Origin of the sequence: Chitinophaga sp. (genome assembly GCF_035761305.1) — a bacterium.
Classification (GTDB): domain Bacteria; phylum Bacteroidota; class Bacteroidia; order Chitinophagales; family Chitinophagaceae; genus Chitinophaga.
On record NZ_DASTRI010000001.1, the window covers coordinates 31,556 to 45,782 of the forward strand.

At 52.4% G+C, this 14,227-nt stretch carries 10 protein-coding genes; 9 read left to right on the plus strand and 1 reads right to left on the minus strand.

Annotation, left to right across the window (positions count from 1 at the left end; genetic code table 11):
* The first annotated feature begins 315 nt into the window (after nucleotides 1-315).
* The 3 genes from VFS25_RS00115 to VFS25_RS00125 are packed head-to-tail and all read left to right on the plus strand — an operon-like array spanning nucleotide 316 to nucleotide 3,300.
* Nucleotides 316-1,455, plus strand: coding sequence for a formimidoylglutamase (locus VFS25_RS00115; protein WP_326460070.1), 1,140 nt, complete (start codon nucleotides 316-318; stop codon nucleotides 1,453-1,455).
* A 45-nt stretch (nucleotides 1,456-1,500) separates the two neighbouring features.
* Entirely contained in the window at nucleotides 1,501-2,394 is an 894-nt protein-coding gene (locus VFS25_RS00120; RefSeq protein ID WP_326460071.1) for a YitT family protein, read from the plus strand.
* Nucleotides 2,395-2,421: 27 nt separating this feature from the next.
* Complete coding sequence (locus tag VFS25_RS00125) at nucleotides 2,422-3,300, plus strand: alpha/beta hydrolase (RefSeq protein ID WP_326460072.1); 879 nt, start codon at nucleotides 2,422-2,424, stop codon at nucleotides 3,298-3,300.
* A gap of 1 nt (nucleotide 3,301) precedes the next feature.
* Here the strand turns inward: VFS25_RS00125 and VFS25_RS00130 are convergent, their stop codons facing one another.
* Nucleotides 3,302-3,697 (minus strand): lysozyme inhibitor LprI family protein, encoded by a 396-nt coding sequence (locus tag VFS25_RS00130; protein ID WP_326460073.1) that lies wholly within the window; start codon nucleotides 3,695-3,697, stop codon nucleotides 3,302-3,304.
* Between the two features lie 239 nt (nucleotides 3,698-3,936).
* Here VFS25_RS00130 and VFS25_RS00135 point away from each other — a divergent pair, with 239 nt between their 5' ends.
* From VFS25_RS00135 to VFS25_RS00160, 6 genes are all read left to right on the plus strand, one after another.
* Nucleotides 3,937-5,046: a Gfo/Idh/MocA family oxidoreductase gene (locus VFS25_RS00135; RefSeq protein ID WP_326460074.1), complete on the plus strand. Its 1,110-nt coding sequence runs from the start codon at nucleotides 3,937-3,939 to the stop codon at nucleotides 5,044-5,046.
* A gap of 92 nt (nucleotides 5,047-5,138) precedes the next feature.
* Entirely contained in the window at nucleotides 5,139-6,794 is a 1,656-nt protein-coding gene (locus VFS25_RS00140) for a DUF6377 domain-containing protein (RefSeq protein WP_326460075.1), read from the plus strand.
* Between the two features lie 222 nt (nucleotides 6,795-7,016).
* The gene (locus tag VFS25_RS00145; protein WP_326460076.1) at nucleotides 7,017-9,980 is read left to right on the plus strand and encodes a TonB-dependent receptor; all 2,964 of its coding nucleotides are present in this window, start codon (nucleotides 7,017-7,019) and stop codon (nucleotides 9,978-9,980) included.
* 18 nt (nucleotides 9,981-9,998) lie between these two features.
* Nucleotides 9,999-11,591, plus strand: a complete 1,593-nt coding sequence (locus VFS25_RS00150) for a RagB/SusD family nutrient uptake outer membrane protein (RefSeq protein ID WP_326460077.1) — start codon at nucleotides 9,999-10,001, stop codon at nucleotides 11,589-11,591.
* A gap of 48 nt (nucleotides 11,592-11,639) precedes the next feature.
* Nucleotides 11,640-12,725, plus strand: a complete 1,086-nt coding sequence (locus tag VFS25_RS00155; protein WP_326460078.1) for a SusE domain-containing protein — start codon at nucleotides 11,640-11,642, stop codon at nucleotides 12,723-12,725.
* 89 nt (nucleotides 12,726-12,814) lie between these two features.
* Nucleotides 12,815-14,212, plus strand: a complete 1,398-nt coding sequence (locus tag VFS25_RS00160; RefSeq protein ID WP_326460079.1) for an alpha-amylase family glycosyl hydrolase — start codon at nucleotides 12,815-12,817, stop codon at nucleotides 14,210-14,212.
* Nucleotides 14,213-14,227 lie beyond the last annotated feature (15 nt).

The following is a 14,227-nucleotide window of genomic DNA, read 5'->3' on the forward strand; positions in this document are numbered from 1 at the left end:
CTTGTTTTTAGATTACCAAACCTGCTTACACTAACCCGTTTCTCCCCCCTTCCACTTTAGATAAATCCAATCATGCGGTTGTTACCGTAATGGACATGTTATGCCGGGCAGGCGTGCCATATGTTCGTAAGCATGCGGCCCGCTGCTCCTGCCGTAAAATATAGCCGGCACGCTTACGGCGGTTGTTACAGCTATAAGGCTGTACCACGTCGTGATTGCAGCGTTATAACCCGCTGTTAAAATCGCCCTCCTAAAAGCTGCGCGCTTTTTAAAATCTTGTTGTAGGTTTGCCGGCAAACAAATCATTGAATTATAATGGCAGACTTTACGCACCTGCAGGATTTTTTACAACCCCTTTCCAAAGCCTCCCTGAACGAAGACCAGGAATATGATGCCGCGCAAATAGGCGGCATTACGGATTTATTTGAAGATGAACAGCTGCCCGACCTGGAAGCTGCGGATATTATTCTGCTGGGCGTAGGAGAAAACCGGGGCAATGGCCCTGGTAAAAAAAGCACCGATGCGCCGGATGTGATACGCAGCGAATTTTACCGCCTGTACTACTGGCACAAGGACGTAAAGATAGCCGACCTGGGCAACCTGCAGCAGGGCGTAAGCCTGGGCGATACCTATGCCGCCCTGCGCACCGTGCTGGGCGAGCTGCTGCAGCTGCAAAAACCGGTGATCATATTAGGCGGTTCGCACGATCTTACCTATGCACAATATAAAGCCTATGCCGGCCATGAATACATTGTGGAGGCTACCGTTGCCGATGCTATGATAGACCTGCAGGAAGAAAGCCTTGTGCCCGCCACCGGCTTTTTGATGGATATGCTTACGGAGCAGCCCAACTACATTAAACATTATAATCATCTCGGTTTCCAGAGCTATTTCGTGCACCCGCGTATGTTAGAAACGCTGGATAAGCTGCGGTTCGACTGTTTCCGCCTGGGCAAAGTGCGCGAGAACCTGGAGGAAGCGGAGCCCGTGCTGCGCAACACCGATCTTTTCAGCCTGGACATTAATATCATCAAACATACCGATGCGCCGGCCAACAGCCTGTCGCCCAACGGCTTCAGCGGAGAAGAAGCCTGTGCCCTGTCCCGCTACGCCGGCATGAGCAGCCAGCTGAGCTCCTACGGTATTTACGGCTACCAGCCCGCCCGCGATAAGGACCAGCTAACGGCCCGGCAGATCGCGCAAATGCTGTGGTACTTTATGGATGGCCGCGCTGTAAAGAACAAGGAAGCGCTGCTGGAAGAAAGGGACGCCTTCTGGGAATTTCATATAGCCTTTGGCGATATAGACACGGTTTTCCTGAAAAGTAAAAAAACCGGCCGCTGGTGGATGCAGCTGCCAGGGAAGGATTTTGTGCCCTGTGCCTATAATGATTACCTGCTGGCCAGCAACAACGAAATACCGGAAAGATGGCTGCGGCACCAGGAGCGAATGTGAGGGTAACTACCGTAATTCATAATTGACAATCCGTAATTGACACTTATGCCTACTTCCAGAAGAGAGCGCCTGGCGCGTCTGAACCTTATCCATAACACGCAGGATGCAATACTTATTGTTATTGGAGTACTACTGGCCGCAGTGGGGCTTAAAGGATTTTTGCTGCCCAACGGCTTCCTGGATGGCGGGGTAACCGGTATTTCGCTGCTCGTTAACCGCCTTACCGGCTGGTCTATTTCCGTGCTGCTGGTGGTTATTAACATACCTTTTATTTTGCTGGCCTACCGCCAGTTATCTTTGCTGTTTACTTTTAAGGCGCTGGCGGCTATTGTTGGCCTGGCGGTGGCGCTGGTATTTTTAAAGGTGCCGGTTATTACCAGCGATAAGCTGCTGATAGCCATATTCGGCGGGTTTTTCCTGGGCGCGGGCATTGGCATGAGCGTGCGCGGCGGCGCAGTGCTGGATGGTACGGAGGTGCTGGCCCTGTATATTAACCGCAAAACAGTGCTGTCAATGGGTGAGGTGATCATGTACTTCAACATCCTGATCTTTGGCGTGGCAGCGGTGCTGATAAATATAGAAACCGCTATGTATGCCATGCTCACCTACCTGTCGGCTTCCAAAACAGTTGATTTTATTATACAGGGTTTTGAGGAATATATAGCCCTTACCGTTATATCGCCGGAAAGTGAGCTGATACGTAAAACCCTTACCTTAAAGCTGCGTAAGGGCGTAACCGTGTTCAAGGGCAAAAGCGGGTTTGGGAAGCGCGGCAGCGTAGACAGCGATATAGATATTGTGTATACCGTGGTTACCCGTTTAGAGGTGCACAGGATCATTGATGAAATTGAAAAGATAGACAGCAGGGCGTTTATTGTACAGCATAATATCAACGATACCAAGGGCGGCATGATCAAGCGGCGCGCCACCCACGGTTAGGCATATTTGAAAAATTCCTTTTTTGTTATGATAAAACACGTTTTACCAGTAGTTGCGTTACTATGCTCCCTGGGAGCAGCACAGGCCCAGGAAAAAATATACCTCTATCCCAACCAGCCGGACCTGCATATTGGCGGGCGGAATAAAATTGCCGATGCGCCTTATATAGAGCATTTCAGCGCGCCGCACAAGAACGGCGCGGCAGTGCTCATATGCCCGGGCGGCGGCTATGCGGTAGTGGTAGATACCTATGAAGGAAAGGAGATAGCCGACTTTTTCACCAGCAAGGGGTACGACGCCATTGTGCTGCATTACCGCGTGAATGATGAAGCCCAAACCGGCTCCCGCTATCCCGCGGCCTATAACGATGTAACTACCGCTATGCGCATAGTAAAATCCAAAGCGGCAGCATGGGGTTTTGACCCGGAAAAAACAGGGGTGATAGGCTTTTCGGCCGGCGGCCACCTGGCCTCCTGCCTGGCCACCATGCAGCAACCCGCCAACCCGCAGGCTGCCAATGCGCTGGAAAAATGGAGCACCCGGCCCGCTTTTGCCATACTCATGTACCCGGTTATTACCATGAAAGCGCCTTATAAACATGCGGGCAGCACCAACATGCTGCTGGGCCCCGATCCTGCGCCTGGTATGACGGACTCCCTCAGCACCAATGAAAGGGTAACCGCACAAACACCGCCTACCATGCTGGTGCATGCTACGGATGATAAGGTGGTTCCGGTTGAGAACAGCCTTATGTTTTATGAAGCCCTGAAGAAAAACGGGGTAAAGGCCACCCTGCATATTTACGACCATGGCGGTCATGGGTTTGGGCTGGGCAAAAAAGACCCGGTGCTGCAATCCTGGCCGGAACTATGTATCGGCTGGCTGCAAAGCTTAGGCATGCCGTAACTCAGCCGGCACTGGGGTAACGGCTTATCAGCTCTGTTACGCGGTCTTTTATATAAGCTGCTTTATGGTCGGTAGCAATGGCGCGGTCATCAAGCCCGGCCAGGGTTTTCTTGTGCAGCTTTTCCACGCGGGTGTCCAGCAGCTTAAAATAGGCGTCCTTTTTTTCTTTCCATTGCACCTGCTGCACGGCCAGGCGCTGGCGGTGGCTGGTGTCCAGGCGGCTGTACAGCTGCCGGTACACCAGGTCCAGCATGCTATCCAGCTGGCGGTAATATTCCAGCGCGCATCCGTACATATACTGGCCTTTTGACAGGCAGCGCTGGTATTGGTTTTCCAGCGAGTCAATAGCGGCCTGTTTGTTCTGGGCCACCACGTTAAGGCATAACAGCAATAACATTGGGATAAAAAGTAGCGATCTTTTCATAGGCTCAAAAGCGGATAGGGAGGGCAAAGGTATGATAAAAAAAGATAATTCATGTAAACCATTATCCTGCCTGATCCGGAACCGCTTATAACCAGTTAGTTAAGCTATTTTATTTCATAGTTGCCCTGCACTACAGCGGCTGCTTAAAAACCGGGCAAAATTCAGTATTATTAATGCAGCATCCTTTTTATTAAAAACCCAAAATCACTGTTATGAATACACGTCGCCACTTTTTACAGCAGCTGGCCGCAACGGCCGTTACCATTCCCTTTATCCCGCTTTCCACCCTGGGCTGCGCACCTGGTAAACCAGGCGGGGATGTAATGTTGCGGGTAGCATTGATGGGCCTGGGCAGCTATGCCACCCGGGTGGCAGAAGCCATGAAAGACTGTACGCGCGCAAAGCTGGTAGGCGCTGTCAGCGGTACCCCCTCCAAGCTGAAGGACTGGCAAAGCAAATACGGTATTCCTGAAAAGAACTGCTATAACTATGATACTTACGACCAAATAAAGAATAACCCTGATATAGATGTAGTGTACATTACCACGCCCAACGCCCTGCACCACGATGGTGTGCTGCGGGTAGCCGCTGCGGGCAAGCATGTAATATGCGAAAAGCCCATGGCCTTAAACGCCAAACAGGGGCAGGAGATGGTAGATGCCTGTAAAAAGGCCGGCGTAAAGCTGCTGGTAGGCTACCGTATGCACTTTGAGCCGAAAACGCTGGAGGTGATACAAATGCGTAAAGACGGGGAGTTTGGCAAGATACTGTTCTTCCAGGGACAGTGCGGCTTTAGTATCGGCGACCCCACGCAATGGCGGCTGAACAAGGAGCTGGCCGGGGGTGGGTCACTGATGGATATTGGCATTTACGCCATTAACGGCGCCCGCTATATGACCGGTGAAGACCCGGTATGGGTAACTGCCCAGGAAACCAAAACCAACCCTGAAAAATTTAAGGAAGGGGTAGATGAAACCATACAGTTCCAGCTGGGCTTTCCCAGCGGCGCAGTGGCCTCCTGCCTCTCTACCTACAACATGAACAACCTGGACCGCTTTTACCTGGATGGGGAAAAGGGCTTTGCCGAAATGCAGCCTTCCACCGGTTACGGGCCTATTAAAGGCCGCACCCATAAAGGTGCGCTTACCCAACCGCACAAAACCCACCAAACCATACAAATGGATGCTATGGCCGGCATTATACTGGCAAACGAAAAACCGCCCGTACCGGTAGATGGCGAAGAAGCGGTAAAAGACCTCAAGATCATTGACGCTATTTACAAAGCCGTAAAGGAGCCGCATAAAATAGACCTGCAGCTGTAGGGCCGCACAGGGAAAAAATAAATCCCTACCTTAGCCCATTTAGCCGCCGGCGCAAAATGGGGGGCCGCGGCGTTTCGTATAATCATACCAGTATGAGGTTCCGCTACCTACTTCTGCTGCTGTTACCGGTAACCGCCGTTGCCGGCCCCGGCAGCGATACGTTAATGCAGGCGCTGAACAGAACCATCCGCGCCACCGCTGCCTATGACCGGCAAAAGCTGCAACGGATCAATCATCTAAAAGCCCTGTACCCCGCTGCCCGCGGCCTGGTGCAGCAGTACAATGCCGCACAGCAGCTGTATGAGGAGTATAAAGTGTTCCAGTTCGACTCTGCCTTTACCTATGCCCGCGCCATGGAGCGCATAGCCACGGCCATGAACGACACTACCCGTATGGCCGCCTCCAAAAACAAGCTGGCCTTTGTGCTGCTGTCGGCCGGCAAGTTCAAGGAAGCCTTTGAATACCTGCAGGATGTGCATCCCCGGCAGCATACAGATAGCATCCGGGCCGAGTATTATACGCTCATGGGCCGCTATTACCACGACCTGGCCGATTACGACAGCGACAGCTATTATACCGCCAGGTACCAGGCCCTTGGCAATACCTGTTTTGACTCGGCCCTGGTGTACATACCGGCCGGCTCATTTGAAAGCCTGTACTATGCGGGCCTCAAGCACCTGAAGCAGGGCAGCGCCGATAAGGCCTTCACCCTTTTCCACACCCTGCTGGCCCGCCCCGCGCTTACCAACCACCAGCTGGCTATTGTAAGCTCTACCCTCAGCTATATTTATGTGCTGAATAAAGACCGGCAAAGCGCCATTGCCGCGCAGGCCAGGGCAGCCATTGCCGACATCCGCTCCTCTACCAAAGAAACCGTTGCCACCTTTAACCTGGCCCAGCTGCTGTATGAGCAGGGCGATTTCGAAAAAGCATCTGTTTACATTGAAAAGGCCATTGACGACGCCAGCTTTTACGGCGCCCGCCAGCGTAAAGTGCAGGTAAGCGCCATCATGCCCATTATACAGGGCGCAAAAATCAGCTATATTGAGCGGCAGCGCAGGCTGTGGCTTACCTACGGCCTTATTGCCACGCTGGTGCTTATTGTACTGGGACTGCTGGTAGTGGTAATTTATAAACAGTACAACAAGCTGAAACGGGCGGAAAAAACCATTTCCGAAGCCCGTAATCGCCTGGAGCTGGCCAATCGGCAACTGCACCAGGCCAACGAAGCCTTGAAAAACCTGAACACCGAGCTGCAGGATGTAAACGCCAGGCTGCTCGAAGCCAACAAAATAAAAGAAGAGTACATCGGGTATTTCTTTAACATCAGCTCTGTATTCTTTGAAAAAATAGTGCGGTTCAAAAACCTTATTGATCAAAAGATAGCCGACCGTAAGCCGGACGAGCTGCGTATGGTGCTGAACAATATTAATATGCGCAGCGAGCGGGATGACCTGCTGCGCAGCTTTGATAAGGTGTTCCTGAAGCTGTTTCCCACTTTTGTGGAGGAATTTAATAAGCTGTTTAATGAAGAAGACCAGGTAGTGCTGAAGAACGATGAGCTGCTGAACAATGAGCTGCGTATTTATGCCCTTATGCGCATGGGCATTACCGAGAACGAAAAAATAGCCCAGATACTGGAATATTCCGTTAAAACCATTTACGCCTACAAAACCAGGATCCGCAACCGCACCATTGTGCCCAAGGACGAATTTGATAAAAAAGTGATGGCCGTAAAGTCGGTTTAGCCCCTGATTTTCTTTCTCGCATAGATATATGATTATTATTTAAATGTGTTTGTAAGGCCTTCGTTAGCAGTGCCTTATATTTTTCCGCACCGCGGCAGGCCCTGCTATTTTCTATATTTTAAGGCTATTAATTTGCCGCCTTCTGCGGATGGTTTTCTTTTGACATTATAAGCTTATACCTGGTTCCACAAATTCCACTCTTTCACAATGATACCTTACCGTATGATCAAGATCCGAACAGTTCAGCTGTTGCTTGGCCTGGCAACATTGCTGGGGGTACTGCAACCGGCCGGCGCGCAAAACAGGCCGTTTACCGGGGTTGTATATGACAATACCAAGGCGCCGGTTATTGGCGCCACCGTGCAGGTAAAGGGCGCCGCTACCGGCGCCACCACCAATACCACGGGCCGGTTTACCCTGCAGGTGCCGCCCGGGGCCGATACGCTGGTAATATCCTACCTGGGCTATAACACGCAAACCGTGGGCATTGCCGGTACTGATAATATTACCGTTACACTAATGCCAAACACCCAATCGCTGGGCGATGTGGTGGTGATAGGCTATGGTACGGCGCGTAAAAAAGAGCTTACCGGCTCCATTGCCACCGTAACCACAAAAGATTTTCAAACCGGTGTTATTACCACACCCGAGCAGCTGATTGCCGGCAAGGTAGCCGGCGTATCTGTTACCTCCAACAGCGGATCGCCGGGCGCAGGCAGCGTAATACGCATACGCGGCGGGGCCTCGCTGAACGCCAGCAACGACCCGCTGATAGTAATAGACGGGCTGCCCGTAGCCAATACGAACATTTACGGCGCTTCTAACCCTTTAAGCCTGGTGAACCCGAATGATATTGCCAGCTTTACGGTGCTTAAAGACGCTGCTGCCACTGCCATTTACGGCTCCAGGGCCTCTAACGGGGTAATACTTATTACCACTAAAAAAGGAGTGGCCGGCAGGCCGCAGTTCAGCTTCTCTACCCAGGTATCTGTATCGGCCCTGGCAAAAAAGGCCGACGCGCTTACCGCCGGTGAATTCCGGCAGCTGGTTGACTCGCTGGGCACCGGCCAGGTAGGCAATGTGCCTTTCAAAAGCCTGATGGGCAGCGCCAATACCGACTGGCAAAAGGAAATATACCAAACAGGTGTTACCACGGATAATAACCTGAGCATGTCCGGCAGCCTGCCCGATATGCCCTACCGCCTGTCATTCGGGTACCTGAACCAGGATGGCATTCTGAAAACAGATAACCTGCAGCGCATCAGCGGCGGCCTTTCCCTTACGCCCATGTTATTTAATAATCACCTGAAGATTGATATTAACCTGAAAGGAGCCGTTAATAAAACCCGCTTTGCCAACAATGCGGCCATTAGCTCGGCGGTGTATTTTGATCCCACACAACCGGTTTATTCCGCCGGCTCACCCTTTGGCGGCTACTATGAGTGGTATGCCAAAGATCCCAATACCGGCGATGTAACGCTTAATAAGCTGGCGCCCCGCAACCCGGTGGCCCTGCTGAACCTGTACAACAACCGCAGTACTGTTATGCGCAGCTACGGCAACATACAGTTCGACTACAAATTCCACTTTCTGCCCGACCTGCACGCCAACCTGAACCTGGGCTATGATATAGCCAAAGGAGATGGAAAAATAAACGTGCCGGCCTACGCTGCGCAGAACTTCCTGGACAGCGGGCAGCATAACCAATATGCCAACCGCATACAGAACAAGGTGGGTGAGTTTTTCCTGAACTACAATAAAACCATACCCGCTATCAAGAGTAATTTTAACGTAACAGCAGGTTACGGGTATTACGATAACCTTTCTACCAATTATAATTACCCGTCGTTCCGCGCCAACGGCGATACCATTCCCGGCAGCGTGCCCACCTTTCCAATGGACAAGCCCGAGAACATCCTGATCTCTTACTACGGGCGGTTAATATATACGCTCAATAACCGGTACATACTGGCGGCATCGCTGCGAACGGACGGCTCTTCCCGCTTCTCCCCTTCCACGCGCTGGGGCACTTTTCCTTCCGTAGCCTTTACCTGGCGTGCGAACCAGGAAAAATTCCTGGCAAACGCCAAAAGTCTGAGTGATCTGAAGCTGCGCCTGAGCTACGGCGTTACCGGCAACCAGGATGGTATTTATAACTACGCCTACCTGGGTGTTTACTCGCTGAGCGATAACGCATCTGCTGTGCAGTTTGGAGATAAGTATTATAACATGGGCTCACCGGCAGCGTATGACGCGGGTATTAAATGGGAGCAAACAGCTACTTACAATGCAGGGATAGATTATGCTTTCCTGGGTAACCGTATAGGCGGCAGCGTGGATGTGTACTATAAAAAAACAAAGGACCTGCTGAACACCATCCCTATACCGGCCGGCTCTAACTTTAGCAGCACCATTCTTACCAACGTAGGGAATATTGAGAACAAGGGCATAGAAGTACAGGTAGAGGCAACGCCGGTTACCAACAAGCAATTTACCTGGTACCTGGCATTCAATGCGGCATACAACAACAACAAAATAACCAACCTTACCGCCACTAAAGACTCCACCTATCCCGGGTCGCTGGCAGGTACGGTGCAGATACACAGCGTAGGCTACAGCCCTTATGCGTTTTACGTGTACCACCAGGTGTACGATGCCGCCGGCAAACCCATTGAAGGCGTGTATGCCGATGTGAACCACGACGGCGTTATAAACGAGCGTGACCTGTACCGCTACAAATCGCCCATTCCCAAATTCATATTCGGCTTTACCACGGAGTTCAGCTACGGCAAATGGTCGCTGCGCACCGTGCTGCGCGCCAACACCGGCAATTATATGTACAATTCCCTGGCCACCGGCGCTTCCAAGGCCAATATGTTCAATACCCTGGGCTACCTGGCCAATACCCTGTCTGAAATTACCAAAAGCAATTTCTACTACGGCCAGCAGCAGTCGGACTACTTTGTGCAGAACGCCTCTTTCCTGAAAATGGATAACCTTACCCTTACCCGCGACTTTGGCAATATTATCGGCAACCGGGTAGGGCTGCGGGTTACAGCTGCCTGCCAGAACGTGTTTACCATTACAAAATACACAGGTATTGACCCGGAAATATACGGCGGTATTGACAATGCCCTTTATCCCCGGCCGCGTACTTTCAGCCTGGGCGCAAACCTTCAGTTTTAACTGTTTTAAATCACGGATATGAAAAAAACATTCGGTTTGATAATGTGTACCGTGTTAATGGGCGCCGTACTGTTCACCGGCTGCACCAAAGACCTGGACCTTAAACCACTTAATTCCAATATAGCGGATGTACAATATGCCACGCCCCTGGGCTATAAGCAGGTACTGGCCAAAGTGTACGGCAGCTATTCGCTGGTAAGCAGCACCGGCGTGGGCAACTCTGATATAAATGTAGCAGGTATTACAGACGCCGGCACCACGGATTTCCTGCGCGCCTGGTGGAATATGCAGGAGCTGACTACGGATGAAGCCAAGTGTGCCTGGAACGATGCCAACCTGCAGGCTTTCCATAACTTCAGCTGGACCTCCAGCAATATTTTTATTAACGCGCTGTACTCGCGCTGCCTGTTTTCAATTACCGTATGCAATGAGTTCATCCGTGAGTCAACAGATGAAAAAGTGGCCGGCCGCAATATCAGCGGCAAAGACGCCGAAGATATTAAGCACTACCGTGCAGAGGCCCGCTTTGTACGCGCTTTCCAGTATTGGGTGCTGATGGACCTGTTTGGCAAGCCGCCCTTTGTTACCGACCAGGACCCTATTGGCAAGTTTATCCCGAAGCAGATTTCCCGGGCCGACCTGTTCGCGTACATTGAGTCCGAGCTAAAAGCTATTGACGGGGAGCTGGCAGCGCCCCGCGCCAATGAGTATGGCCGTGCCGACCAGGCAGCCGCCTGGGCCCTGCTTGCTCGCATGTACCTGAATGCGGAAGTGTATACCGGCACTGCGCATTATACAGAGGCCATTACTTATGCGGAAAAGGTGATTGGCGCCGGCTACACATTAATGCCGCATTACAAAAACCTTTTCATGGCAGATAATAACGTGAGCAACACGGAAATGATACTGCCCATCACCTATGATGCCACGCACTCGCAGAACTATGGGGGCACCACCTTCCTGGTATGTTCGGGCCACGGCACCAATGTAGCGGATAATGCCAAAGCAGGCATACCCGGCGGGGGCTGGAGCGGCAACCGCGCCACTAAAAACCTGCCGCAGGCATTTGGCGATTACAGCGGCAATACCGACAAGCGCGCCATGTTTGGCCTGGGCTCACTGGAAATGAATGATGTGCTGAACTTTAATGCCGGCCTGGGAGTTGCCAAGTTTAATAATATAAATACAGACGGCACCACGCCTTACTCGCCCAACGGCGTGCTGGTAAGTGTAGACTTTCCCCTGTTTCGCCTGGCAGAAATGTACCTGGTGTACATAGAGGCGGTAAAGCGCGGCGGTGGCGGCAGCGAAGCAACGGCCCTCACCTATTTTAACCTGTTACGTAAAAGGGCCTACGAAAATGATAACGGCGTGGTAAGCAGCCTTAGCCTTGAGGATGTGTTTAATGAAAGGCAGCGGGAACTGTACTGGGAGGGCTTTCGGCGTACGGACCTGGTACGTTTTAACCGCTTTACCACGGGCAGCTACCTGTGGCCCTGGAAAGCAGGCATAGCCGGCGGCGCAGGTGCGGATGCGCATTACAATGTATTTCCCATACCATCGTCGGAAATTATTTCCAACACCAACCTGGTGCAGAACGATAATTATTGATCCCTTATTCAAAACGTACCCATTATGCTTACATCAGGCTACCGATATATGATGCTTATGCTTTGCGTGCTGCTGGCAGCAGCTGCCTGCAAAAAAGACGGAGAACAATACACGCTGCAGCCCGGCGGCTTTTCGGGCGGGGCGCTCAGCGCCAGCAGCACCACCATTGTGCTAACCAGGGCTGCGGAAAATGATACGGCCCTTTCTTTTGCCTGGGGCGCAGCTGCTTTTGGCGGCGCTACCGTTGTGGGCTATACGCTGGAGATAGATGTGCCGGCCGATACTTCCGGCGCCAATGCCTGGGGACAGGCTAAAACATTTAATGCCGGCAACCAGCCGCAGGGCTACAGCTTTGCCGGAAAAGACCTGAATAACCTGCTGAGCGCTATGGGCCTGCCCGCAGGCGCCACCAGCCAGGTAGCAGTGCGGGTAAAGGCAGCGGTACCGCAGTATAACGGCGCCGCCTCAACGGTAACGCCGGTATATTCCAATACGCTGGTAGTAACCATTACCACCTTTAGCTCCAACCTGTATGTACCCGGCGATTACCAGGGCTGGAACCCCGGCAGCGCACCCATGTTTCCGCCCATAGAAGGCAAGGCCGGTATGTATGAGGGGTATGTGAACATGCCTGGCAGCGGCGGCCCGTACTATTTTAAGTTTACCAACTCGCCGGACTGGGACCATACCAATTATGGCGACGGCGGCAACGGCACCTTTAGCACCGATGGCAATGCAGCAGGCCTGAGCGTGCCCACGGGCGGCTACTACTACCTTACCGCCAACCTGAACACCAATCAATGGACCGCTACCGCCGTAACCTGGGGCATTATTGGCGACGCCACACCCGGCGGCTGGGATGCCGATACGCCCATGGCGTACGATGCCGCAGAGCAGGTATGGAAGGTAACCGCGCAAATGAAAAAGAACGGCTCCTTTAAGTTCAGGGCCAACAATGCCTGGGCGCTGGATTTCGGGACAGACGCCAATGGTAAGCTGGTGTATGCAGATAATCCTTTCCTGGGCTACACGGCGGGGTTGAACAACCTGGGCGTACCGGAGGATGGTACCTACACCATACGGCTGGACCTGCACCTTTCCGGGCAGTACACCTACAGCGTTACCAAAAACTGAGGTAAGAATGTAAGGCTATTTCCCTTATTGGATCAGGATTTTAGTATACCGTAAAAGGCAATTACACTGTAAACAGATTTTTTTAACGAATGAAGCAGGCAGTTGTGAATTTTATATTGATCATTTGTACCTGGCTACTGGGCGCCTGTGGTAAAGGCGATACCACGGCGCCTTATGCGCCCCCCGTAACCACACCGGCAACAGATACCACGGTGGCCGTGCAGTACGGAACACCTTTTGCCAATGTAACCGACCCGCAGGATGCGGTTATTTACCAGGTGAACATGCGGGTATTCAGCCAGGCCGGCAACTTTGCCGGCGTAACCGCCCGCCTGGGCGCTATTAAAGACCTGGGCGCCAATGTAGTGTACCTGATGCCCATATTTCCCGTAGGCCAGCTGAAAGCGCTGAACTCACCCTACTGCGTAAAGGATTATTTTACCGTAAACCCGGAGTTCGGCACCGTTGCCGACCTGCGCGCGCTCGTAGATGCCGCCCACCTGCAGAACATGAGCGTAATACTGGACTGGGTAGCCAACCATACCGCCTGGGACCATTCCTGGATAAGCGCGCATAAAGACTGGTACCTGCAGGATGCGGCGGGGAATATTGTAAGTCCGCCCGGCACCGGCTGGACGGATGTTGCGCAGCTGAACTACCAGCACGCAGACCTGCGCAAAGCCATGATAAAAGCCATGAAATACTGGGTGCTGACAGCCAACATAGACGGTTTCCGCTGCGATTACGCCGACGGACCGCCGGCAGATTTCTGGAAGCAGGCGATTGACAGCCTGCGGGGCATTACCACGCACCGGCTGATTATGATGGCGGAAGGCGGGCGTACCGCCAACTTTACCGTGGGCTTTGATTATAATTTCGGGTTCAGCTATTTCAATACACTGAAAAATATATATGGTAAGGAGCGCCCGGTTACTGCCATTGATACCTTAAACACCAATGAATACCTCAGCGCAGGGCCCGCGCAGCGCGTGGTGCGCTATACCAGCAACCATGATGTGAACGGGTCCGATGGTACGCCGGCTGAGCTGTTCGGCGGCATTAACGGCGCAATGACTGCCTTTGTGGTAACCGCCTTTATGAAAAGCGTGCCCATGATCTATAACGGGCAGGAAGTAGCCACCGCCTACCGCCTGCTGTTTCCCTTTACCGGCGCTAAAATTGACTGGAGCGTGCACCCGGAGGTAACAGCGGAATATAAAAAGGTGCTGGCCTTCCGCAGCAGCAGCGCCGCCATAAGGCGGGGCGCGCTTACAAGCTACAGCAGCAACGACGTTTGCGCGTTTACGAAAGTACTGGGCACGGAACAGGTGCTGGTGATTGCCAACCTGCGTAACCGTACCATCACCTATAACGTGCCGCCCGCCTTGCAGCCCGTGGCCTGGAAAGATGTTTTTACCGGCAGCTCCGCGGCATTGGGAACTTCTTTTACCCTGCAGCCCTACGCTTATTACATTTTGAAACCATAACAATAAAGAAGCACA